General features: G+C 56.9%; 17 protein-coding genes and 2 pseudogenes. 12 read left to right on the top strand and 7 right to left on the bottom strand.

Annotated elements, in window-relative coordinates; translation table 11 throughout:
• Positions 1-428: 428 nt before the first annotated feature.
• The 3 genes from AB8B29_RS21965 to AB8B29_RS21955 form a co-directional block, all read right to left on the bottom strand.
• Positions 429-1,271 carry a glycosyltransferase family 25 protein gene (locus tag AB8B29_RS21965; RefSeq protein WP_112442700.1) on the bottom strand — a complete coding sequence of 281 codons (843 nt, stop codon included), beginning with the start codon at positions 1,269-1,271 and terminating at the stop codon, positions 429-431.
• The gene (locus AB8B29_RS21960; RefSeq protein ID WP_064745837.1) at positions 1,271-2,134 is read right to left on the bottom strand and encodes a glycosyltransferase family 25 protein; all 864 of its coding nucleotides are present in this window, start codon (positions 2,132-2,134) and stop codon (positions 1,271-1,273) included. The genes AB8B29_RS21965 and AB8B29_RS21960 overlap by 1 nt, the downstream gene beginning before the upstream one ends.
• A 358-nt stretch (positions 2,135-2,492) precedes the next feature.
• Positions 2,493-2,726 carry a hypothetical protein gene (locus AB8B29_RS21955; RefSeq protein WP_047640988.1) on the bottom strand — a complete coding sequence of 78 codons (234 nt, stop codon included), beginning with the start codon at positions 2,724-2,726 and terminating at the stop codon, positions 2,493-2,495.
• Between the two features lie 148 nt (positions 2,727-2,874).
• On the opposite strand from AB8B29_RS21955, the gene AB8B29_RS21950 reads away from it, so the two are divergent.
• From AB8B29_RS21950 to AB8B29_RS21925, 6 genes are all read left to right on the top strand, one after another.
• A complete protein-coding gene (locus AB8B29_RS21950; RefSeq protein ID WP_037200454.1) occupies positions 2,875-3,552 on the top strand; it encodes a response regulator transcription factor in 678 nt (225 codons plus the stop codon).
• Positions 3,553-3,554: 2 nt separating this feature from the next.
• Positions 3,555-4,862 carry an ATP-binding protein gene (locus tag AB8B29_RS21945; protein WP_112442698.1) on the top strand — a complete coding sequence of 436 codons (1,308 nt, stop codon included), beginning with the start codon at positions 3,555-3,557 and terminating at the stop codon, positions 4,860-4,862.
• Between the two features lie 255 nt (positions 4,863-5,117).
• On the top strand, positions 5,118-6,479 hold the full coding sequence (locus AB8B29_RS21940) for an O-antigen ligase family protein (RefSeq protein WP_112442696.1): 1,362 nt from the start codon (positions 5,118-5,120) through the stop codon (positions 6,477-6,479).
• A 201-nt stretch (positions 6,480-6,680) separates the two neighbouring features.
• Complete coding sequence (locus tag AB8B29_RS21935; protein WP_244655261.1) at positions 6,681-7,904, top strand: glycosyltransferase family 2 protein; 1,224 nt, start codon at positions 6,681-6,683, stop codon at positions 7,902-7,904.
• Positions 7,894-9,390, top strand: a complete 1,497-nt coding sequence (locus tag AB8B29_RS21930; protein WP_162693767.1) for an ArnT family glycosyltransferase — start codon at positions 7,894-7,896, stop codon at positions 9,388-9,390. The genes AB8B29_RS21935 and AB8B29_RS21930 overlap by 11 nt, the downstream gene beginning before the upstream one ends.
• Positions 9,391-9,501: 111 nt before the next feature.
• Positions 9,502-10,716, top strand: a complete 1,215-nt coding sequence (locus AB8B29_RS21925; RefSeq protein ID WP_439006094.1) for an IS701 family transposase — start codon at positions 9,502-9,504, stop codon at positions 10,714-10,716.
• 154 nt (positions 10,717-10,870) lie between these two features.
• Here AB8B29_RS21925 and AB8B29_RS21920 read toward each other — a convergent pair.
• Both AB8B29_RS21920 and AB8B29_RS21915 read right to left on the bottom strand, forming a co-directional pair.
• Positions 10,871-11,640, bottom strand: a protein-coding gene (locus tag AB8B29_RS21920; RefSeq protein WP_236772135.1) for an IS5 family transposase whose coding sequence is annotated in 2 segments (ribosomal slippage) — positions 10,871-11,323 and positions 11,326-11,640 — 768 coding nt in all. Because the reading frame shifts where the segments join, the coding sequence is not laid out codon by codon here.
• Positions 11,641-11,730: 90 nt separating this feature from the next.
• Positions 11,731-11,922 (bottom strand): annotated as a pseudogene (locus AB8B29_RS21915) (VIT1/CCC1 transporter family protein); the annotation flags it as partial.
• A gap of 608 nt (positions 11,923-12,530) precedes the next feature.
• Here AB8B29_RS21915 and AB8B29_RS21910 point away from each other — a divergent pair.
• Positions 12,531-14,702, top strand: coding sequence for a CHASE2 domain-containing protein (locus AB8B29_RS21910; protein WP_174157170.1), 2,172 nt, complete (start codon positions 12,531-12,533; stop codon positions 14,700-14,702).
• 35 nt (positions 14,703-14,737) lie between these two features.
• Here AB8B29_RS21910 and AB8B29_RS21905 read toward each other — a convergent pair whose 3' ends face one another.
• Positions 14,738-15,748 carry a FecR family protein gene (locus tag AB8B29_RS21905; protein ID WP_092573557.1) on the bottom strand — a complete coding sequence of 337 codons (1,011 nt, stop codon included), beginning with the start codon at positions 15,746-15,748 and terminating at the stop codon, positions 14,738-14,740.
• A 443-nt stretch (positions 15,749-16,191) separates the two neighbouring features.
• Between AB8B29_RS21905 and AB8B29_RS21900 the strand changes: the two genes are divergently transcribed.
• Positions 16,192-16,488, top strand: a complete 297-nt coding sequence (locus tag AB8B29_RS21900; RefSeq protein WP_092573558.1) for a hypothetical protein — start codon at positions 16,192-16,194, stop codon at positions 16,486-16,488.
• Between the two features lie 28 nt (positions 16,489-16,516).
• Here AB8B29_RS21900 and AB8B29_RS21895 read toward each other — a convergent pair.
• Positions 16,517-16,988: pseudogene (locus AB8B29_RS21895) on the bottom strand (transposase); the annotation flags it as partial.
• Between the two features lie 337 nt (positions 16,989-17,325).
• Between AB8B29_RS21895 and AB8B29_RS21890 the strand changes: the two are divergent.
• The 4 genes from AB8B29_RS21890 to AB8B29_RS21875 are packed head-to-tail and all read left to right on the top strand — an operon-like array spanning position 17,326 to position 22,605.
• Positions 17,326-18,339 carry a UDP-glucuronic acid decarboxylase family protein gene (locus AB8B29_RS21890; protein ID WP_092573559.1) on the top strand — a complete coding sequence of 338 codons (1,014 nt, stop codon included), beginning with the start codon at positions 17,326-17,328 and terminating at the stop codon, positions 18,337-18,339.
• Entirely contained in the window at positions 18,339-19,325 is a 987-nt protein-coding gene (galE, locus tag AB8B29_RS21885) for a UDP-glucose 4-epimerase GalE (RefSeq protein WP_047638545.1), read from the top strand. Before AB8B29_RS21890 ends, galE begins: the two co-directional genes overlap by 1 nt.
• Positions 19,322-21,163 carry a glycosyltransferase family 2 protein gene (locus tag AB8B29_RS21880; RefSeq protein ID WP_092573560.1) on the top strand — a complete coding sequence of 614 codons (1,842 nt, stop codon included), beginning with the start codon at positions 19,322-19,324 and terminating at the stop codon, positions 21,161-21,163. Before galE ends, AB8B29_RS21880 begins: the two co-directional genes overlap by 4 nt.
• Before the next feature lie 29 nt (positions 21,164-21,192).
• On the top strand, positions 21,193-22,605 hold the full coding sequence (locus AB8B29_RS21875) for a UDP-glucose dehydrogenase family protein (protein WP_092573561.1): 1,413 nt from the start codon (positions 21,193-21,195) through the stop codon (positions 22,603-22,605).
• The last annotated feature ends 16 nt before the right edge of the window (positions 22,606-22,621 follow it).

The following is a 22,621-nucleotide window of genomic DNA, read 5'->3' as shown; positions in this document are numbered from 1 at the left end:
CTCCGAAATCGTCATGAGCACTATCTGGAATTGTTATCCCTCTGGGCCGAAAATAGGCCCGGAGGGATAAGCCGCTTGGGCAGGGCCCGAAATCGGATCTGCAATCGGACCAACCAAATTCGATCTTTCCAGACAGCAGTATACCCATCGGCGGCCAATCAGCTCTGCAACCAGCACCACGCTCGCAGCCTGCGCCGCATTTGCGGTATAAATACCGGCCGCGAGCGCAATGATTGGCATTTGCTGGGGCCTTTAGAGCGTTTTGTTTCTTTACGCATTCCAGACGGAAAACCGCTTCGCACTTTTCCTGGAAATGCTCTAGTGTCGGGCCTTGCCGGAGCTAACGTTCAATTCTCGTCCACTCCTGTCCGACAGTTTACAGTTTCGTAAAGTAGCCGACGCAGTCTCGAAGGGGCCTCGGCTTGCCGCTAGGCATCCGTGGGATGATGCTGACTGCGGGCAAACGCTGAGGATTGCGCCGGGGCGTCAAGCCGATGACTGTCCGCAGACGGCCGCCTCCATCGGCTCTCCAAAATCTCCAGCACGTACCGAACGCGACGGCAATATTCGGCGGCCCGCAAAAGGTGAGTGGGCAAGCGCTTCAGACCAAAGAACTTGGCCCGGTTGTAGTCCGCCCTTTTTCCGATCTGGCTGTTGCGGCTGTGGTTCATCAAGCTCACGACGTTGCGGCGGACGCTCAAGACATTCGCGCCGTGGTGCCAGCCTCTTTCCAGCGCGACATCGAAGGGAAAGCTCATAGTGCGCAGCAACGGCAAAACCTTGGCTGCGCCTCGGCTGGTGATGACGTAACAGGCGGCCGAACCTTGCGGCCCATGCAGGCAACGGCCCATCTCGTCACCAAACACGCTTGTCGCGATACCGAGAAAGCCGCTACTTCGATGATTGAAGAGTTTGACGACGTCCGCATTTGGAACAGCCTCAAGGATAGCGATCGTCCTTTCCACCAGATCGGCCGGGATGTCGATGTCGTCCTCCATGACCAGAGCCGCATCGAAATCGCTCTCGAGAAAAATGGAGATGCATCCGATATGGCTGCGGTAGCAGCCATATTCGCCCGGGAGGAGCGCTCGCCCGCCGTGCCGAGCAAAGCCTTTCCAATCAATGTTCCGAAAATCCTTCTGTGACAGCTCGCGCCCATCCGTGGCGGCCACCCTGATGACGTCTATGCCGCATTCACCGGCTTTGGAATGCACGACAGCCCAACGATCGACCGACCTGTCCAGATTGATGACGTACACCCCCAGTTTCATCACATCTCGCTAACCTGCTTGGCCGGGTTGTTCACAAGAGACACTCCCCCTGCCTCGACCTTTTCTGTCCCGGGCAGTGAAGCTTCCATCCGCGCACTCGTGAGATGGCCAAGCAATCGAGCGAGCCGTGCCGATAACCGCATGGTCTCGATAAAGATCCGATAGGGCATTACCGTCAAATAGTGCCCTCGTGACCTGTGATAGGTTCGGCGCCGTCCCTGGATCTGCGAAGGCAGGCCCAATTGCTGATTGACCGGGATGGGAACGACGAAGGCCGATTTCAGTTGGGCGAAGAACTCAAGATCGAGCGCCAAGTCGAACGGCAGCTGCATCGGCAGGAGCCTGTCGACAAACCAATCTGCAGCCCGACGATTGATAATGTAGGCACCGGAACCCTTCTCCCGGGTTAATGCTACCGCCAGATCTCTACCTTCCGTCAGCCGGGAGAAGCGGAACTTTCGCCCGTCGCTGACCGTGGAAAGGCGCAAAATATCCCATTTTTCGGTCTGTGCGAGCGCTGCATCCAGCAACTCCACGAAGTCATCCGGAAACTCGAGATCATCTTCCAGAATAAGAGCAAACTTGCTGTTCGAGGCAAGAAGACGTCTCGCACATTCGATATGACTCAAGTAGCAGCCGACCTCCGCAGGATTTCGCCTGCGGCCATGCTTGAAACGAAAGGCAAACTCGTCGAAGCCCTGTATCGGAAATTCGATGGCCCGGCCGTCAACCGCCGCCACTCGTTCGAAGTGCAAGCCGATGCTCCCTAACTTCTGTTGCATCGCAACCAGCCGATCGGTTGCCCGATCGAGGTTAATCAGAAATATCTTAAGTGACACTTCCCCAAGCTTCGCACCGATCATGCCAGATTCACTCCAACTAGCGGCATTACCGCCGCATCGGAAGCGACCATGTTCAGCCCGACTTACGGGACACTTACGAAATCCTGGCGAAAAGATGGAATCTGGCCTCACCCGGTGGCCAACCCCATCCCATAATTCCTGTCCACGAGAGCGGCCCCAAGTGTCACCATTTCTCCAGCAGCATTGCAACCGAAGCATTTCAGGCTGGTGACAGTAACGCGCTCTAAGTTAACGCGTGGTCTGATGGTCGAAGCTTCGTCTCAGAAGGAAGGAGTTGCGCTGTCGAGGTCATTTCCATGCACGCAGCTTGCGGGAAAGCGGCCGACCTTCTTTGAGACAAAGCGCACAGGCATATGATTCAATCGATGAACATTGTCCCCGCCGGGATTTCCGGCACGACATCGCCTTTGATCCGCCGGTTTACGCAATCGCCGCCCGCTGCGGACTTTAAAGCGCCGCTCGCGCCACAATCAGACCCTTTCCCAAACGGCAGGTTGCCTGGCTCGAACGCTCCGGATGGCGTGACGAACCGGAGATTCGAATGCTTCGCCGGGCTCATAAGGCGAAAACCGCTGCTGATCCGGCGCGCCATGCGAGACGTCCGCGAGTCACGTGCAGCGGTCAATAAGAGTCCGGACCGCTTGAATGGTCTCGAAGCCCAAAGGCAGCAGGCCTATTGCCGGACCATTGTTGCCTTACGGCGCTCCGTTCTCACGGTTTCAAGATAGATAGGACATGCCATGCGTGTATTATTGGTCGAAGACAATGCAAAACTTGCCGCGGTGACCCATGATGCCATGCGCGCTTATGGCTTCACCGTCGACCACGTCTCCAACGCACATGATGCCGAAGAGGCCGCCGCAACGGTCGACTACGACTCCATCATACTGGACCTTGGTCTGCCCGATCGCGATGGCCTGACCCTGATCGAGCCGCTGCGAAGGACGGCACCGTCGGCGCCGCTTCTGATTCTAACCGCCCGCGATGCGTCGAGCTCGATTATCGATGCGCTCGACAGCGGCGCCGACGACTATCTTTGCAAGCCATTTGTCATGGGAGTGCTGATTTCTCGCCTGCGCGCGATTATGCGCCGTGGCCAACCCCGCCATGGTACCATCCTGCAGCACGGTGACATTACCTTCGATCCAAGCCAATACTCCGCCTCCGTCGGCAAGACACAGCTTGCCCTCAGCCGCCGCGAGTTTGCCGCGCTGCATCTTTTTTTGCGGCGCCCCAATCATGTGCTGTCGAAGGCGGAGGTCGAAGAGGCAATCTATGGCTTCGGCGACGAACTGAGCTCCAACGCCATTGAGGTTTTGCTGCATCGGTTACGCAAAAAGCTTCAAGGCGCTGGGTCGGTCCTCTACATCCATAACATGCGCGGCATCGGCTATATGCTTGTGGAAAAGCGTCCTTGAAGATGTGGCGTCTGACACTTCTGCAGCGGTTGATCCTGGCAATGTCGATTGTTGCCTTCGTCGCGATCGGTGCAAGCGTAGTATTTCTGTACATCCGCTTTCAAGCCTCGAATGATACATTCCGCGAGGAGACGCTTTCAACGTTTGCAGAGGATCTGCGGCGGGAACTGGCGGTAGACCCGAAACTTTCGAGCTCCCGTGCAACGACGGCCAAGGCGCGCATCCGTGCGCTGCACGGTCAGTATGCCGTTTTGGGGCGTGACGGGCGTATCATCGATTCTTCCGGCCTGCAGGAGTCATTGATTCCTTATATTGGTGATCGAGCACAATATTTTGAACTTCCACCGCATGACGACCAGAAAACGCTGTTCGGCATATCCATTCCAATTGCGTTGCCTGGCTCTGCAGGGGCCATACAGGTTGCCTTCCCTAAAACGCACGTCACCTTCGACAGTGTCCTGGAAGAGTTCGTCCGCGATATTGCCTGGATCTGGATCCCGTTCGTGATGGTGCTGTTGGCGACAAACATCGCTGTCCTGGGCTTTGCGCTAAGACCATTGCGCAAAGCGGCACAAGAGGCCGCACAAATCGGCCCGTCAAGCATTGCGACACGACTAACGGAGAGCGGTATGCCCAACGACGTTCTGGCGTTGGTCAAATCGGTAAATGCTGCCCTCGACCGGCTTCAAGGCGGATTTCTTTCTCTGGAACGCTTCTCTGGGCAATTGGCCCATGAACTGCGCACGCCGCTCGCCATCGCCAAGACCCGTTTATCCTTGTCACAGGATCAGATCGCACGCGCGGTAGAGAGGGATTTCGAAGACGTCGAACGCGTCATAACGCAACTGGTTGATCGGGTACGCGTGCGGACACTCCATTATGAAGCTGCCGACATCGTGGATCTGGGAGGAGTAGCCACCGACGTGGCCCGCTATCTGGCGCCCATGATCGTGGGAGCCGGCCGGAACATCGAGCTGAAGATCGAGAACGGACCCGTTCTCGTCAGCGGTGCCAAGGACTTCATATTTCGAGCGCTTCGCAATCTGGTCGAGAACGCGCTGCATCACAGTCCTGAGAATGGAATGATCACTATCACAGTCTTCAACGTCGGCATCAGTGTGGCCGACCAAGGTCCCGGCTTCACGAAAGGAAGACTAAGTGAAGAGATCGGACTGTTGGGAAAGACGGATCGTGAAGATGGCTTAGGCCTCGGTCTTTCCATTGTCGGGGAGACAATGGCCGCGCATGATGGACGGATCGTGCTGGCGAACTTGCCGTCTGGCGGAGCAGTCGCAACCATGGCCTTCTAGTTGCCGATACCTTCTCCATTGAATTGGAGCGTCCCGGCTTTCGCATCGCCGAAGTCCAATGCCAAGCCGGGGACAATGAACGTCAAATTGGGCGGTTGCCACGGCAACTTATCGAAGCCCACCTTCACGAGGAGTGCCGCCTGGTATATTTGCGCGAAAGCAAAGGTCGAGCTTCAATTGACTAAACGAGCGGAATGATGATGGTTCGGAAACGTACGCAGCGCCGATCGGCAGGGGAATTTGCAAGGTAGCAGCATGAACGTTCGCATCCAATCCTCCCGTCCGAGCCCATCTTTTGCAAGAGTATGGGTCTATACCGCAGATGTGCTCTGGCTCTTTGTCATGTCAGCATCCCTGGTCGAAAGCTACGCTTATCGCTACGCCGGCACGCTGCTGTTGATATTGTCGCTTATTCTGTATGCGAGATCCAAGCCAAGACCATCGATAGATTGGCAGGGTTGGCTCTGCCTAGCATGGGGAACCTACGCATTTTTGCGATATGTTCTACAGTTCGCGCTTCAAGCCGACCACCCGGTTGGCGACCATGATGTGCTTTTCTTCATGCCCTTGGTGTTTCCACCGCTGGCGTTCGTACTATTCCGGTGCTGGTCTCACCTCGAAAGGCTTGTTGCTGTCTATTTTGGCATTGCACTCATAGCTCTGCTCTTGAGCCTACGCCTCAACGCCATTCTTGAGGGTGAGACAGTTATCCCCCTGATACAGCATAATCAAATACATGGAGCGGTTTGCTGCGGTGTGATTCTCATTGGCGCCATCTTTTGGCTTCTACACTATCTTACCGAGGATACGTGCAATCGCACGATCAAGATCTATGCTTCCGTCGTGTCTCCTTGTATCTGCGCCCTCTGCCTTCTCGGGATATATGGGGCGAAATCGAAAGGTGTTTGGCTTTCGCTTCTTCCGGTATTACCCATAGTCGGTTTTATCGCTATGCGTGCTTTCAAGCATCGGTTGGTGGTCCCGGTCGCGCTCCTCCTTGTGGCGTTGCTCGGCGGCGGTTTGTATATCGTCAGGCACAATGTCGTCCACACCGCCGGACCGACGATTGCCGCGACTATCACCATGCTCAAGGACGCCGGCTCGACCGAGCAGATCGGCAGCGCAGTCTCTCATTCGATAGATAGCGGCGCCACGCCGATTGGCATGAACCAGCGCCTTCAGCTCTGGGCAAATGCTTGGGAATTGTTTTCCACCGCACCCATCTTCGGTTGGGGGAGTGAGTGGCTGGAGCTTTGGCCGCATACCTATTATCCAAATGCGGGATATACGTTCATGCACAACGGCTATCTTGAAATCCTCATTCGATATGGGCTCTTCGGAGCGGCGTTCTTAGGCGTCATGCTGGCGTGCTTTTGCTTTAACGTCCGGCGCGCGGCCAGCCTGAGGATTATCCCCAATCATGCGATGCATGCCTACTTTCTGATCATCCTTTTTTTCAGCTTCACCATCCTCAGCAACTCGAATAACCGGCTCGCCAGCGGGGAAAGCCTGTCGATTTTGACTGCCGCCTTTGCATTGGCATGTCGGTTAAAAATTCGAACATACGGGGGCACCGCGCCTTTGGGCGCATCCGGAGAGGTAGTCCCTATCGCTTGAAGGGCGCAGAGCCACCTTTCCGACAAAATCAAACCTCGCTTTCGCCGCTGTTCTATAAGCCTGTCGTAAGTCAAGGTTTTCATGGTCAGTTCCACGAGTACAAAGAGTCGTGGGCGCTTGAAACCTTATGCATCACATTGTTTGGCGGCCCGGAGCCGGTTGGCTTCAACCCAGTCAGTTCCGTCTGCAAGGCGCACGCCATTGAGCGGGTTCAACGACGACATGTGTCCTGCTCTAAGCGAACAATGGTCGAGGCGGATGAATTCGTCACAACCAGAAACGATGCATGCCCCCTTCAGCCAGGATCCGCCGGTCCGTAAAGACGCGCAGGAGGATGCAAGCCCGCCTGCTCTGTCGATCATTATCCCGACGTTCAACGAAGTGGACAATATCCGCCCCTTGGTGGGGCGCCTTCATGAAACGCTTGTTGGGATTGAATGGGAGGTCATTTTCGTTGACGACGATTCCGCAGATCATACCATTGATATCATTCGCAGGATATCGCTGCAGGACCGTCGCGTGCGGGGAATAAGACGCGTCAACCGGCGTGGTCTGGCGGGTGCATGCCTGGAAGGGATTCTTTCCAGTTCCGCTCCCATTGTCGCCGTTATGGATGCCGATCTCCAACACGACGAAACCTGCTTGCCCAAGATGTTTCGCATGATAAGCACCACATCGGCAGATCTGGTCGTTGCAACGCGATATGGCGAGCCACCCCAGCATGTTGACGGCTTCACCAGATTGCGCCAGCCCGGAAGCATATTGGCAACCGGAATTGCACAAAGACTGCTCCCGACACCCACCAGCGATCCGATGAGTGGCTTTTTCATGGTCAAGCGTGGGATTGTCGAAGCTGCAGCACCAAGGCTCTCGCTACACGGCTTCAAGATATTGCTGGATATCCTGACGTCTTCACCCTCCCCCCCGACCATCGCGGAAGTGAATTACGACTTCCGTCCGCGACTGCATGGCGAGAGCAAGCTCGATGCAATGATCGTCATGGAATACCTTGGATTGATCGTCGCAAAGCTAACTGGTGATCTCATAACGCCACGTTTTCTGATGTTCTGCATCGTGGGATCAATCGGCTTGGCTGTCCATCTGGCCGTGCTACGGCTCCTTCTGCTAGACGACCTCTCCTTTCCGGTTGCGCAGACATTCGCGATGATGAGCGCCGTTCTGTCCAACTATACGCTGAACAACGCGCTGACGTATCGAGACAGACGCCGACGTGGATGGCGCTACCTAACCGGCCTTGCAGTGTTCTCCTTGCTTTGCAGTTTTGGGGTTTTCGCCGGCGTCGGTCTATCGACGCTCATCTACGATCAGGAACCCTATTGGTGGTTGGATGGTATCGGGGGAGCTGTCATCGGCGCCGTATGGAACTATGTCACAAGCTCGGCGATTACCTGGCGTGCAAGATAAGAAAACCTTCCGGGAACTGCCTCCGCTATCCAAGATCATAACTATCCTCATCGCTCTAACTGTCTTCAGATTATGGGCGATGGCACACTTCGATCTTGTTCCGGATGAGGCCTACTACTGGCTGTGGTCGCGCGTGCCCTCTGCGGGCTATTACGACCATCCGCCGATGATTGCCTGGTGGATTTGGATCTCGACCCATCTGCTCGGAGACACCCTTCTGGGTGTTCGCGCGCTGGCGGTCGGTTCGGTTTTTGTAACCTCGATTGCCGTTTACGGGACTGCCCGCGAGCTCTTCGATGACCCGAAGATTGCCGGCGTTGCGGCCATATGGCTGAACGCCATGCTTTTGATGAGCCTTGCGGCGATGTTTGCAACGCCGGATGCGCCCTCCACTATGTTCTGGGCGCTAACGCTGTGGGCCATCGCGCGGCTTCGCAGCGTCGAGCTGCCAAGACTGTGGCTCTTGATCGGCTTGCTGGTCGGCCTGGGATGTGTCGCAAAATACACAAATCTCTTTATGGTTCCGGGAATTCTGCTTTGGTTGGCGTTGGATCCCAAGGCACGCAGGTGGCGGTTCAGCCTATGGACGCTAATGGGAGGTGTTGTTGCGCTCCTGACATTCAGTCCCGTCTTGATTTGGAACGCGAGCCACGGCTGGATCTCATTTGCCAAACAGTTCGGCCGCATAGCAGATCGGCATCCCGGCTTTTCATACTTTGGCGAGTTCATCGTTGCCCAATTCGGCCTGCTCAATCCGCTGGTCGCGATTTTTGCCACGCTTGCGATCTACCGGTGGCTGCGAGTTCCCAAATCGCACCTATCCAAGTCGGTTACCTTCCTGATTTTACTCAATGGGCCGCTCGTTGTTTACATGATATTCCACGCGCTGCATGACCGCGTGCATGCAAACTGGCCGGCCCCGGCATACCCCGCCATCGCAATCCTCGCCGCAGTTGCGGGAGCCCGAGTTACTGGTCGCAAGCATCTGAGACGACTGTCATACTGGGTTTCTCCGGTGGGTATCGGGCTCTCGTCGCTATTGCTGCTCTACTTCGCAACGCCGTGGGGAAAGACCTTCCCGCTGCATAGTCCGGCAGACACCCTTTTGGGCTGGCAGGAATTTTCTGCACGGTTGGAGACGATGCGCAAGAATTCTGGCACAGAATGGATAGCAACAACCGATTACGGGTTGACGGGGGAGCTGGCCTTCGAGCTCAGGGACGGTCGTCCCGTCATGCAGATCGTCGATCGGCAGCGGTTCTTCTTTGAAACTCCTGATCAATCCTTGATCAACAAACCTGCGTTGCTGGTGATATCGGCCAACGCAGGCCAAGTCGAGCGCTACGCAAGTTGCTTTGACGCATCCACGCAATTGGGCACCCTGACGCGTCAGGCCGGCAATCGTGTCATTCAGGACTATTTGGTTCTGAAAGTTCAGGGCGCTCCAGAAGGCATGCCGTCGGACGGTTGCGATAGAAAGCCTTAGAGCGCTTTGTTTCTTTACGCATTCCAGACGGAAAACCGCTTCGCACTTTTCCTGGAAATGCTCTAGCATTACAGTTGCATATTTCTATAAACTCTGAATCTATGGGTCTCCATGATTCGGAGGTCATGGATGATGGGTGCATCAATCGAGACGACGCTGGAACTTTGGGCATCGTCGCTGCGTGACGTCAAGGCTCGTATGCGGCGACTGTTTACGCAGGAGCGAGTTGCAGCATCCGCGAACCTTTTCCTGGACGGCTTGCTGGGTGACGAGCGGCGAAAGACAGGTTGGATGCGCGCTGAGGCGGCCGGGGATCCCGGTCCGTGGCGGCAGCAAGCCATTTTGGGTCGCGGACGCTGGGACGCGGATGGACTTCGCGACATCGTGCGAGAGTATGTTGTGGAAAACCTCGCCGCCGATGATGCGGTCCTGGTCATCGATGAGACGGGCTTCCTCAAGCAGGGCAAGACATCGTGCGGTGTTTCGCGTCAATATACAGGTTCGGCAGGCAAGATAGCGAACTGCCAGATCGGTGTGTTCGCCGCCTATGTGTCCGTTCGCGGTCATGCCTTTATCGATCGAGCCCTGTACTTGCCCAAGAGCTGGACCGGTGATCCGGCAAGGCTTGCAGCCACCCATGTTCCTGAGGCTATAGCCTTCGCTACCAAGCCAGGCCTGGCTGTCGATATGATACGGCGTGCGCTGGCAGCCGATGTGCCGTTTTCATGGGTGGCTGCAGATGCGGTCTATGGCGTCGGGGACGTTGAAGGGACCCTGCGCGGAGCCTGCAAAGGCTACGTTCTTGGGGTTAAATCGGACCACCATTTCGGCTCCTGGTCGGGCAAGCCTCCGGTCGCCGGCACAGCTCAGGAGATCGCCCGTGACCTCGATCCAAAAGCATGGCAGCGTCTTTCCGCCGGTGATGGCACCAAAGGCGCGCGGCTTCATGACTGGGCCTACTGCGAACTCGCCGATCTCCATGCCGACGAATATAACGAGACGGAAACGGGCCTTTGGACCCGTGGCCTCCTGATCCGGCGCAATATCAGCGACGGCGATCTCGCATTCTTCACCACATGGTGCCCGGCCGGAACGGGCATCCAGACGCTCGTTTCCGTTGAAGGCCATCGCTGGGCCATCGAAGATAGCTTCGAGACCGCCAAGAACGAGCTCGGACTCGATCACAACGAAACCCGGTCATGGCATGGCTGGCATCGCCACGTCTCCCTGGTCATGCTCGCCTTCGCCATGATGGCGGTGATCCGGTATCGCGCCAATGACGTGACGCCCCAAAAAAGACCGCGGATGCCGCCCATCAGGATTTAATCCGCTGGTCTATCCAGGAAGTCCGGCGCATCGCCACAAGGCTTGCCCAGCGTCGCATAAAGCCCGCCTACGTCATCGCGTGGTCATGCTGGAGGCGCGCCCATCAGGCTGCCGCTCGACGAGCGCATTTGAAAGCAAAAATGCAACTGTAATGCTAGGTGACCGACTCATAAGATCGGAGCCAAATTCGAATTGAGGCTAGCTGGACGGATGCGAGGAAGTTGTCGTCGCGTTTGTCGTATCGGGTTGCGACTGCTCTGAAGTGTTTGAGTTTGTTGAAGAACCGCTCGACCGCGTTGCGCTGTTTGTAGAGCCATGGGCTGAAGACGGGAATATTGACCCTGTTTGGCATAGGGCGAATACATCCCCATGCGCCACGGGTTTTGAGGTTTTGGCGCAACGCGTCGCTGTCGTAGGCACGATCAGCCAGAAGGATATTTCCGGCCCGAACAGTCTCGAACATATCGGCAGCCGAACGTCCATCATGCGCTTGGCCTGGCGTCAGCTTCAGCAAGATTGGACGGCCATCAGCATCGACAAGTGCATGGATTTTGGTTGTCAGTCCGCCACGCGAGCGACCCATGCAACCGGATCGCTCTTCTTTTTTTGGCCGTTGGCAGCATGTTGATGTACGCGGATTGACGAGCTGTCGATCATCTGGATGTCGCCATCGTAAGCTTCTGATATTGCGTTGAGAATACGCTCCCAGTGCCCAGCATGGCGCCACCGGTTGAAGCGATTTACGCAGGTGGTATAGGGACCATATCGAGCCGGGATATCCGCCCAGGGCGCACCCGTTCTCAGTCGCCAGAAGATACCATTCAGCACCCGCCGATCATCAACCCTCGCCTTGCCGCGTACCTTCGTTGGAAGAAGCGGTTCAATCACCGACCATTCGAAATCCGTCAAATCAAAGCGAGCCATCACTGCCTCCAAATCAACGGAAGCAGTGAATCACAATCCATTAAAAACAAAAACTATTTTATGGGTATGTGACCTAGTTCAATAGCGGCGTTACACGGAGTTGCCTATCAGCGCACCGACACCCGCGGTAACGGCCATCGCGATAGCACCCCAGAAAGCGACGCGGACTGTGGGTTTTACTATCTGGGCGCCTCCAGCCCCAGCGCCAATGGCGCCCAACAGCGCGAGAACGACAAGCGACACACCGAACACGGCGGGAACGAGTATATCCTTCGGGGCAAGCTATCCATTCGACGTCCTTTACGCGGCTGCCGCCGCAGCTCACCGGCGTTTACTACCGCACCGCCGTTACGGCCTTGCGTCACGTTACCCCCGTCCTACTGAAACGCATTGGCCGGCACACGGCAACAAGCTTTTTCGACCAACGGGACCGTTCCGACAGCTGAGCTGTCCTCGGCCGTCCTGCGGGATAGTTCGGCGAGCAGAACATCGATGAGACGAGCTGCACTCTCTTCCCATCCGGGGCAGATGATGGCCCTATCAATGTGCCACTTGTCGCCAAACCGACCGGCGGATCGCATGCGGATTTCTCCGGCAAAGTGCCGGCGGGGATTTCTCCGCTCAGAGACACATAGTCTGGTGCGATCAGTCGGAAACCGATGGTAGCGATAAAGTGGATCACCCGCGGCTTGTGTCATGCTAAAAGATTCGCGCAGATCAATCGCCGACCTGATAACTTTACGATGCCCTTCGATACTTTGATCATTGCATCGTTCCCTGGAACAAGGCAGCATATTCTTCCTTGGCGCAGCAGCAGATCAATAGATTTTCGTATTTCTTCTAATCGCTACTTATGCCGAGGGGTGCAGGGCAAAGGGGCTGACACCATAATGGTGACGCGTGCGCAGCAAATTGGCGTCGTTATCGGCCTGGCCTTCGTCACAGCATTGACGATCCTGCGGGCAAGCGATCCTCCGTTGCTAAGGCTCGCCCGCGATTTGACATTTGACCAGTATCAGCGCCTGGTGCCCCGAACTTTTGAGAACCAGCCTGTCCGGGTCATCGACATAGACGAAGCGTCACTGCGCGAGTTCGGTCAATGGCCTTGGCCGAGAAACCGGATTGCCGCCCTTGTGGACAGGCTTTCCGATATGGGCGCGTCGGCTATCGCTTTCGATATCCTCTTCGCCGAGCCCGACCGCCTGTCGCCTCGCAATGTCGTTCGCGATGTCACCGGCATTGATCCCTCACTGCTGGGCAAGCTACCGGATAATGATGAGATTTTTTCCCGATCGCTGTCGGGAAGGCCGATGGTGCTGGGTTTCGGCCTCTCCAACCAGGGAAACTATCTGCCATCGGTGAAGGCAGGCTTTGCCTATACCGGCGAAAGTCCATTCGGTGCGCCGCCCGCAATCAAGGCCGCGACGCCGCTGCAGCCGCAATTGGAAGCCAATGCCGCCGGCCTCGGTCATATCAGCCTCAATCCGGGTGCATCATCAGCAGTGGTGCGCGCAGTTCCGCTTTTCCTCAGCGACGGCAAGCAGCTCTACCCCAATCTAGCGCTCGAAGCGCTCCGTGTCGCACAGGGAGCCTCCACCTACGTACTCGACGCCGCGCCGGACAGGCCGAATACATTGACCCGGGTCAAGATCGGGGATTTCGTGGTGCCGGTAACGGCGGCGGGAGAGCTGTGGCTCTATGTCAGCCCCGACACCACAAAACGGTATATTTCGGCAAGCAAGGTACTCGCGACCGGAGACGCCTCCGCCGATATCAGAACCGCTATCGAAGGCAGTATCGTTTTCGTCGGAACCTCTGCTTCCGGGCTCCAGGATGTCCGCACGACGGCCCTTGGTGAAAACGTGCCGGGTGTCTCCATCCATGCGCAGATCGTCGAGCAGATCCTTTCAGGCCGCTTCCTTTCCCGGCCGGATTGGGCAGACGGGATGGAAATCCTGTCCATCGCCGTGTTGGGCGGCCTTCTGGTGATCCTCACCACCTTCGTCAATCCGGCCGTCGCACTTGCGTGCGGCCTGCTGATTACCTCTTTCGCCCTTGTGGCCTCCTGGCTTGCCTTTCTTTATGGGGGGCTTCTCTTCGACCCGCTGGCACCGATCGTCGCCGGATCGATCACGCATTTCGCTGCGACGGGATTCCGCTTTCTCGTGATCGATCGGGAACGGCGCGACGTGCGGCGAGCTTTTGGCCACTATCTCTCACCATCGCTGCTCCATCGCATCGAGCATACGCGCAATGCCCTGCGCCTTGGAGGAGACGAGCGCGAGCTGACCGTCATGTTCGTCGATGTGCGAAACTTCACCCAGATCAGCGAGGAGATGACACCGAGCGCCGTCGTCGCGTTTCTGAACACGCTGCTCGATGCGCTGAGCCACCATGTCATCGTCAACGAAGGCACGCTCGACAAATTCATCGGAGACTCGATCATGGCCTTCTGGAACGCTCCCGTCGATGTCTCCGACCATGCCGGCAAGGCCGTACGTGCAGCCCTGGGCATGCGGGAAACGCTCGCCCGCCTCAACAACAGCGATGCATTCGGTTTCGGAGACGCGCGGCAGGTCGGAATAGGGATCGGCATACATACGGGGCTTGCATGCGTCGGCAATATGGGCGCCGAGACACGCTTCAACTACACCGCGGTCGGCGATGCCGTGAATATTGCCGCGCGTATCGAATCTACCTGCAAGGACATCAATTTCGACATTCTGGTATCCGAACCGACAGCACGCCTGCTGCCCGATTGCGCCCTGCTCGAGGCGGGAGCGTTGATGCTGAAGGGTAAGAGTATGCGAACCAAACTTTTTGCGGTGGTCGGTGATGCGCGCCTGGCAAAATCTGCTGATTTCGTCGAACTTGAGGCCATGCACAGGCGACTTGTCGCTGCCCTGCGAACACGGTCGACGAGCAGCCGCAAACTTGTCGGCGCCGCAAAACTCAAGGCGCAGGTCGTGACGACAGGACTGTTGCAGGAGTTTTACGGCCAGATTTCGCGCCGTGCCGGACACTTCGTCGACGAGCCCGCAGACAAGGCGGCCGATATTTAGCTGATTTGCAGCCGTCGTCCGCAATTCCGCCTGTGCTACCGACGGTGGTGCCCGCCGTCGTGATCGCCATGATCGCCGTCATGGCCATCGCTGTCTCGGTCGCCCGGATTGTGATCACCCCATCCGTGGTCGCCTCTGCCATGATGATGATCGTGATGATGATCGCCGTCATCGTCGTGCTTTTGCGGTTTGTCGGGCGTGCTTGGCGGATTTGGAACATTCGGCGTGCTGGGAGTTTCCTGCGGAGCAGCAGGCGCCTCGGTGCCTGGCGATTCCGGCGTGTGGGATACGCTGGGTGTATCGGGCTGTGCCGGAGCAGGATTGTTTGCCGGAACGCTGCGTGGAGATACGCCGTTGGGCCGATCTTTCATCGCCGTCGACAGACCGCAGTTGCCGCCAAAACCCATTCGTCCCGAAAGTTGTTGATCCCCGGACAGAAACGGCAAAGCTCGCTGGTTGCCGAGCGTCTTGAGAATGTCGCGGTTGACCCGGCGGGGATCGCTTATCTGACCATTGCGTTTAGCGACAACGCAGTCGCATTGCTGCTTCAACTGCCTGCAGCCACCCGCGCCGCAAAACTGCGCGGCGCCATTCAGAAGAACGACCGCCGTCGTGCCGTTAGCCCCGACATAAAAATCAAATACCGTCCCGCGCACCCCGATCGTTCCGGCGGGCGTCACGATTTGATAGGCTGAAGAGTTTGAATGTCCGCTCATCCAGCGGAAAGTGCCCTTTGCGGCATTTATCGTAAGCTTTTTGACTGAGCCCGAGTCATCGAAAACGAATTTGTCGATGATAACCGACGAACCCGCTCCGACAGCCAGTCTCGTGCCGTCTCGAAATGTGAACTGTCCAAGGCCCGAAAGGGAGGTACGAATTTGCTCGTCCCGGTGGACGGGGTCGTCGACCGCCAGCGGACCGCCTGCGCCCGTAACTTCGGTATTAATCAGCACAGCCTGGCCGACCTTCTCGGCGGCTTTCGAAGACAACGGTGCGAGCAGCATGACGCTCAGCACAACGGTCGCGGCGTGGCGCAGATACAACATCCCACCCTCCAGGCTTATCTATGTTTTAGCATAGGCAATTCTGGAATGCTCATCATCCTTTCTGAGTATAAAGGGCGTAGACTGAGTTATTGCCAGATCGGCTTTGGCCAAAAATCGCGTGTATTTCACCGCTGGTATTCTCACTGAATCTTCTCGACGAACGGTCTACACACCCTATCCGATGGCGTGACATGCCAAAATTCTTCAGCAACGCCCGCCTGAGGAGACCTGTACTTAGCGTTTTGTCAGAACAGGGCATCAAAATTCCGATGTACCACTGATGACACTTTCTTCAATGATCCATATGCTCCCAGCGCCCTATAGGCCTTTCTTCGTTGAAGCAGATGTATCAAGCGAGAGTTCATGAGGGACCGATTTGCGAAAGCGATTTGCGCCGTCATGGAAATCGTCTCATGGATTGACCGGCACGGAAAGGATACGAGATGCGCGCGCCGTCAGGTTCTGTTACGGGACTTTGCTCCGCCTCCGCCACCATGTTCGCGGTAGGGATGGCGTTCCTTGGCTACTGGGGTGTGTATGAGCCCGGGCACTGGCGCAGCTTCGACTATGTCGTCGTGATTTTGGCGCTCATCGGATTTGCAGCGCTTGGCTCGGTGCCTTGGATTGTCACGACCCCTGTTGCCGAAGAGGGCGAGGAGAAGGTCGTAGCCGCCAGGCGAGCGTTGGCGCTGGGAGTCGTCTTGATCTGGCTGTCCGTTCTCGTCGCGGTATTTGCCTAGTCTCGGCCGCTGGTGCACGGATCGGGCCTTAAGGGGAATGGCGACCTTTGAAACGGCTGATTATGCAATCGACCCTACGACGGACGGATTTCGGGCGCGCGCAGTCAAGCATTCGGTTGAGGGCGGCGCAGCCGATGGCGATTTCGGTCTGCTCACCAGTCAGCGACCGTGCCCGCAGACGGCAACCGATGACGGACTTGTATCGCCCTATCGCCGTCTCGGGCAGCCAACGCTTTCCGTAGCCGCGGGAACCCTGCCATTTCATCTGGCCGCCTCTGCTGATAGCAGCGATATGCCGGGATATGCCGGTCCCTTTGTCCGACACGTCCGTCGTCGATTGGTTGACCACGTTGGCGCGAGGCGGAATGACGATGGCCGCCGCCCCGCTATCATCGATAACTGCGTCGTATGCCGGTTTTCCGTCATAGGCACCGTCGAACAGTAAATTGTCCGATCGGATTGCCAATCTGATCGAGTAGTGGCTCAACTTGAGAAACGTCACGGAATAATATTGATCTATTTCATAGTAAAAAATTCGAATTATTCTTAATTATATAATAAATTCAATATGCTCTATCATTTTAACCATCGAAAATTGCAATAAAATTGCACTGATGCGGTTCAATCGGCTATCTAAATTAAATCAGATCCAGACGAATAAATGGACAGATTGCAAACTTTTAGAATTCCCGGATAACGACACATTCCTTAAATATTAGTAAATTATAATCGGAAATTGAGACAATAATTTCCCGCCACGGATACATATAGGTGAAGACTATCAAGTCTTTTTTCCTGTGATCTTTGGTCGTTAGTTAAGTTTGTTGGGAGGGTTTGATGAACATCGCGTTCAAATCTACGACTTTGTCTCTGGAAAATACAGAAAGACGCACAATTCTTGTTGCAGGAGGCGCAGGGTTTCTTGGTTCGCACCTTTGCGACCACCTATTACATGCCGGTCACAAAGTCATTTGTGTAGATAATTTCTCGACCGGACGGATGGAAAATTTATGGCATCTGCTGCGCTTCGACACGTTTAGTTTCATCCGCCACGACATCATCTCGTCGTTCGATGTGCCGGTGGACGAGATCTACAATCTAGCCTGCCCGGCCTCGCCGCCGCACTATCAGGCAGACCCAATCCATACGATGAAAACATGCGTTTTCGGATCGCTGAATCTTCTGGAGCTCGCCGCGCGTCATCAAGCGCGGATATTCCAGGCTTCCACTTCGGAAGTCTATGGAGATCCGCAGGTGCACCCGCAACCGGAGAGTTACTGGGGTAACGTCAATTCCTTCGGTCCACGCTCCTGCTATGACGAAGGCAAGCGTTCTGCAGAGACGCTTTTCCGCGACTTTCACGTAAGGTATGGCGTCGATATCCGGATTGCGCGCATCTTCAATACCTATGGGCCGCGCATGCGCCCTGACGACGGCCGCGTTGTCTCCAATTTCATCGTCCAAGCCCTCAAGGGGCAGGATATTACCGTCTATGGCGACGGCTCGCAGACACGCTCCTTCTGCTACGTCGATGATCTGATCAAGGGCTTCGTCCGGTTGATGGGTGACCAGTCGGCTATTCATACCCCGGTCAATCTTGGCAATCCGGTCGAATTTACCGTGCGCGAGCTTGCCGAACAGATTGTCACGATGACGGGATCCTCGTCGAAAATTGTCTACAAGACACTGCCGATCGACGATCCCCGCCAGCGTCGCCCCGATATCACGGTTGCGAAACGGGAATTGGGCTGGGAGCCGTCGGTTGCGTTGACAGATGGCCTGAAGTCCACCGTTTCCTATTTCGAACGTCAACTGGTTCGGCCCAGCGGCGAGCTTGTCGAGGTTGCGTGATGTCCAGACGCAGAGTACTCGTTGTGGGTGGCGCCGGCTTCATCGGCAGCCACACCGCCAAGCTCCTGTACAAGCAAGGCTTCGAGCCGATTGTCTATGACAATCTTTCGACGGGCCATCTGTCGTCGGTGCGCTGGGGGCCTTTCATCGAGGGGGATATTCTCGACACGCAGTCTCTTGCCGAGACGATCGAGACCTATCGCCCTGTAGCGGTCATACATTTCGCTGCTTCGGCTTATGTCGGCGAGTCTGTCGAAAACCCGGCAAAATACTACGCTAACAACGTGAACGGCACGCATTCATTGCTGGAGGCCTGCCGGCGCGCGGGTGCGGACAAACTGATCTTTTCGTCGAGCTGCGCGGTCTACGGCACTCCTGATCATCTGCCGATCCGCGAATGCGAGACCAGACGCCCGATAAATCCCTATGGCCGGACGAAGCTGATCGCGGAGCACATGCTCGCCGATTATTCGGCGGCTTATGGGCTGCACTATGTGGCGCTGCGCTACTTCAATGCTTCCGGAGCGGATCCGGAACGGGAACTCGGTGAATGGCATGATCCGGAGACACATCTCATCCCCCGCGCACTGCTGGCGGCATCCGGCTCCATCGACGTTCTTGAAGTTTACGGTGATGACTATAACACGCCAGATGGCACATGCATCCGCGATTACATTCATGTCGTCGATCTTGCGCGGGCCCATGTGCTGGCGGTTGAATATCTGCTGGCCGGCGGCGCCGACCTTGCCGTTAATCTGGGCACCGGACACGGAACCTCCATCAAGGAAATTGTGAATGCGATCGGACGCGTTTGCGGGTACCCGGTCCCTGTCGCAATGCGTGCCCGTCGGGCAGGCGATCCACCCGCACTTTATGCAGCTTCGGACCTTGCCGCCGAGAAGCTCGGCTTCCGGGCTCTCTATTCGGATATAGAGACGATCATTCGAACTGCTGCCCCCTTCTTCGGACTGGAGGTGCGGCAATGAACCCTTACAAGACACAGGTTCAAGCCCCGCAGGACGAACCCTTGATGACGCCGGTCCTGCAAGGCTATCGACGCGCCGAATATTTGGTCGGCGCCGCATTATGGGCTGCTGCGCTCGTCTATTTCTGGCGTTGGTGGTTCGAACCAGCACATTATGTGGACCTCTCCGGCTCCATTCTGGTGACCCTGGTGTTGGCTTGGGTCACAATCATTCCCGCCTATTTTATCGTGGTATTCTATCGTGCCCGGAAGCCACACGGGCGCTTGCGCCTGCCCGCCGGCAGCCGCGTCGCCATGGTGGTGACGAAGGCACCATCGGAGCCTTTTGCCGTGGTGGCGCGGACTTTGCGCGCCATGCTGGAGCAAGAGGTGCCGCACGACACCTGGCTTGCCGACGAAGATCCTTCGCCCGCGACGCTCGATTGGTGCCATAGGCATGGCGTTCATGTTTCCACCCGCAAGGGGCGTGAAGACTATCACCGTCAGACATGGCCGCGGCGCACCCGATGCAAGGAAGGCAACCTCGCCTTCTTCTACGATCATTACGGTTATGAAGGCTATGACTTCGTCGTCCAGCTCGATGCCGATCATGTGCCCGAACAAGGGTATCTTTTCCAGATGCTGCGCCCGTTCGCCGATCCGGCGGTCGGTTATGTGTCCGCGCCCAGCATTTGCGATTACAACGCACGTGAAAGCTGGTCGGCGCGTGGGCGCCTCTACGCGGAAGCCAGTATGCATGGATCGCTCCAGGCTGGTTTCAATGGCGGGCTCTCGCCGCTTTGCATCGGCTCGCACTATGCCATTCGCACCGTCGCCCTGCAGAACATCGGCGGCCTTGGCCCTGAACTGGCCGAGGATCATTCGACCACGCTGATGATGAATGCCCACGGCTGGCGCGGCGTTCATGCGCTCGATGCCGTGGCCCATGGCGACGGTCCGCGCACCTTCGCCGATCTCATTACGCAAGAGTTCCAATGGTCGCGCAGCCTGATGATGATCTTGCTGCAATATTCGCCGAAGCTGATCGGACGACTGCCGCTGCGCCTCAAGGCCCAGTTCCTGTTTTCCCAGCTCTGGTATTCTCTTTTTTCGCTGTTCATGGGGCTGATGTTTATCCTGCCCGTGATTGCGCTTTTCCGCGGAAGGAGTTTCGTTGACGTCTCCTACCCCGGTTTTCTGCTGCACTTCGTACCGCAGTCGGTCCTGCTGATCCTGTTCGCCTATCGCTGGCGCAGCACCGGCACGTTCAGGCCGGTGGACGCCAAGATCCTCAGCTGGGAAATGACGCTGTTTCTGTTCGCCCGCTGGCCGTGGGCGCTCGCCGGAGGCCTGGCAGCCGTTCGCGACTGGGCAACGGGATCTTTCGTGGATTTTCGCGTCACGCCGAAGGGCACGTCCGAAGTTGATCCGCTGCCTCTGCGAATCCTGGCGGCTTACGGTCTGCTGTCGCTGATTTCCATCCTCCCGGTACTATCCGTCGCTACAGCGGAAGAAACCGGCGGCTTTTACATCTTCGCCACGCTGAATGCCGCCATCTACACGCTGCTCCTGCTCGTCATCATCCTACAGCACACGCGCGAAAACACCGTGTGCGTGAGCAGGCGTTTCTATCGTCCGGTGCTCGCCAGCAGTCTGCTTGCCCTGATCGCCTTGCCATGTGTGGGCACCATCGAACATGGCCATGACGGCATCCGGTCGCTGGCCTGGAATACGGACGGCTACATGCTGTTCGAAGATCGCTTCTCAGTAGCGGGCGCCGGAATCGGCGGACGCGGATTGCACAGGCTGACGTTCAATCCGCGCTGGCGGCTGAGCGACACCGACAACAACGGTTCATGACAAGAAGGACGCCATTGGCGCGAACTCAGATGAAAATAGCTGTTATTGGAACTGGATATGTAGGCTTGGTCAGCGGCACATGCTTTGCCGAATGGGGCAACAATGTCGTCTGCATGGACAAGAACGCTCAAAAGATTGCCGGCCTCCGACAAGGCAGGATGCCGATCTATGAGCCCGGCCTCGACGACCTGGTCAAACGAAACTACGCCGCGGGACGGCTGGACTTCACCTGCGACCTGGCCGAAGCAGTCAAAGGAGCCGCCATCGTCTTCATAGCCGTCGGCACGCCGACACGCGCCGGTCACGAGGATGCCGATCTTTCCTTCGTCTATATGGCAGCGCGCGAGCTCGCGTCGCTCATTGCCGACGACACGGTTGTGGTGGTGAAATCGACGGTGCCTGTCGGAACCGGGGATGTGGTGCAGAGGATCATCGGCTCGGTCCGCAAGGCCGACACCTTCTCCATTGCCTCCAATCCGGAATTCCTGCGCGAAGGCGTCGCCGTCAGTGATTTCCTCGCACCGGATCGCGTCGTCATTGGTGTCGAAGACGAGCGGGCAGGCAAGCGCCTCATCGAACTGTATGAGAGCATGGTCACGCTACAGAATACGCCCGTTATCATCACCATGCGGCGCACTGCCGAACTGATCAAATATGCCGCGAACGCATTTCTGGCCACCAAGATCACTTTCATCAACGAGCTGGCCGATCTGTGCGAACAGGTGGGCAGCAATGTGAGCGACCTGGCGCTCGGCATGGGGCTCGACAAACGCATTGGCGCGAGCTTCCTCACAGCCGGGCCCGGCTATGGTGGCTCCTGCTTTCCGAAGGATACCCTGGCGCTTCTGCGGACGGCGGAGGATTACGGGGTAACACTTGGTATCGTAGAGGAAACCGTTGCTGCCAATGACGCACGCAAGCGGCGCATGGCGCTAAAGGTAGCAGAGGCATTTGGCGGAGACATAGACGGTCTGACCATCGCTGTCCTTGGCCTCACCTTCAAACCCGACACCGACGACATGCGTGATGCACCTTCGGTGCCGCTCATCGAAGCGCTGCAGCGTATGGGAGGCCGCATCCGGGCCTACGATCCCGTCGGCATCGAGAATGCTGCAAAGGTTCTCGACGGAGTCGACTTCTTTGAAGATCCCTATGAATGCGCATGGAATGCCGATGCCGCCGTCATCGTGACGGAGTGGGAGACCATCAAGAAAATCGACCTGGTTCAGCTCAAACATCACCTGCGCCAGCCGGTCCTCATAGACCTGAGAAACGCCTTGGACGCGGACGCCGCCGAAGAACTCGGATTTCACATTTCGGCCGTGGGCCGGCCTGCCAGCACCGACGGCAGCCTACAGGAAATCGTCAAGCGACGAGACAGACGGCAGGCAGTCAAAACAGAAACGGTAGAGCTCGTCTCAATTGCAATGCGGGGGAAATAAGATGAAGCCATCAAAC

The sequence above is a fragment of the Rhizobium sp. 11_C7_N12_5 genome, assembly GCF_051811145.1.
GTDB classification, from domain to species: domain Bacteria; phylum Pseudomonadota; class Alphaproteobacteria; order Rhizobiales; family Rhizobiaceae; genus Rhizobium; species Rhizobium lusitanum.
The sequence above is the reverse complement of the archived record's forward strand: the minus strand, read 5'-3'. Positions and strand labels throughout refer to the sequence as shown.

Bases quoted from the DNA above. Each gene is read 5' to 3' on its own strand.
- AB8B29_RS21905 (WP_092573557.1), bottom strand. From the start codon at position 15,748: ATGTTGTATCTGCGCCACGCCGCGACCGTTGTGCTGAGCGTCATGCTG.
- galE (WP_047638545.1), top strand. From the start codon at position 18,339: ATGTCCAGACGCAGAGTACTCGTTGTGGGTGGCGCCGGCTTCATCGGC.
- AB8B29_RS21910 (WP_174157170.1), top strand. From the start codon at position 12,531: ATGGTGACGCGTGCGCAGCAAATTGGCGTCGTTATCGGCCTGGCCTTC.
- AB8B29_RS21950 (WP_037200454.1), top strand. From the start codon at position 2,875: ATGCGTGTATTATTGGTCGAAGACAATGCAAAACTTGCCGCGGTGACC.
- AB8B29_RS21955 (WP_047640988.1), bottom strand. From the start codon at position 2,726: ATGGCGCGCCGGATCAGCAGCGGTTTTCGCCTTATGAGCCCGGCGAAG.
- AB8B29_RS21945 (WP_112442698.1), top strand. From the start codon at position 3,555: ATGTGGCGTCTGACACTTCTGCAGCGGTTGATCCTGGCAATGTCGATT.
- AB8B29_RS21875 (WP_092573561.1), top strand. From the start codon at position 21,193: ATGAAAATAGCTGTTATTGGAACTGGATATGTAGGCTTGGTCAGCGGC.
- AB8B29_RS21940 (WP_112442696.1), top strand. From the start codon at position 5,118: ATGAACGTTCGCATCCAATCCTCCCGTCCGAGCCCATCTTTTGCAAGA.
- AB8B29_RS21880 (WP_092573560.1), top strand. From the start codon at position 19,322: ATGAACCCTTACAAGACACAGGTTCAAGCCCCGCAGGACGAACCCTTG.
- AB8B29_RS21900 (WP_092573558.1), top strand. From the start codon at position 16,192: ATGCGCGCGCCGTCAGGTTCTGTTACGGGACTTTGCTCCGCCTCCGCC.
- AB8B29_RS21890 (WP_092573559.1), top strand. From the start codon at position 17,326: ATGAACATCGCGTTCAAATCTACGACTTTGTCTCTGGAAAATACAGAA.
- AB8B29_RS21960 (WP_064745837.1), bottom strand. From the start codon at position 2,134: ATGATCGGTGCGAAGCTTGGGGAAGTGTCACTTAAGATATTTCTGATT.
- AB8B29_RS21925 (WP_439006094.1), top strand. From the start codon at position 9,502: ATGATTCGGAGGTCATGGATGATGGGTGCATCAATCGAGACGACGCTG.
- AB8B29_RS21965 (WP_112442700.1), bottom strand. From the start codon at position 1,271: ATGAAACTGGGGGTGTACGTCATCAATCTGGACAGGTCGGTCGATCGT.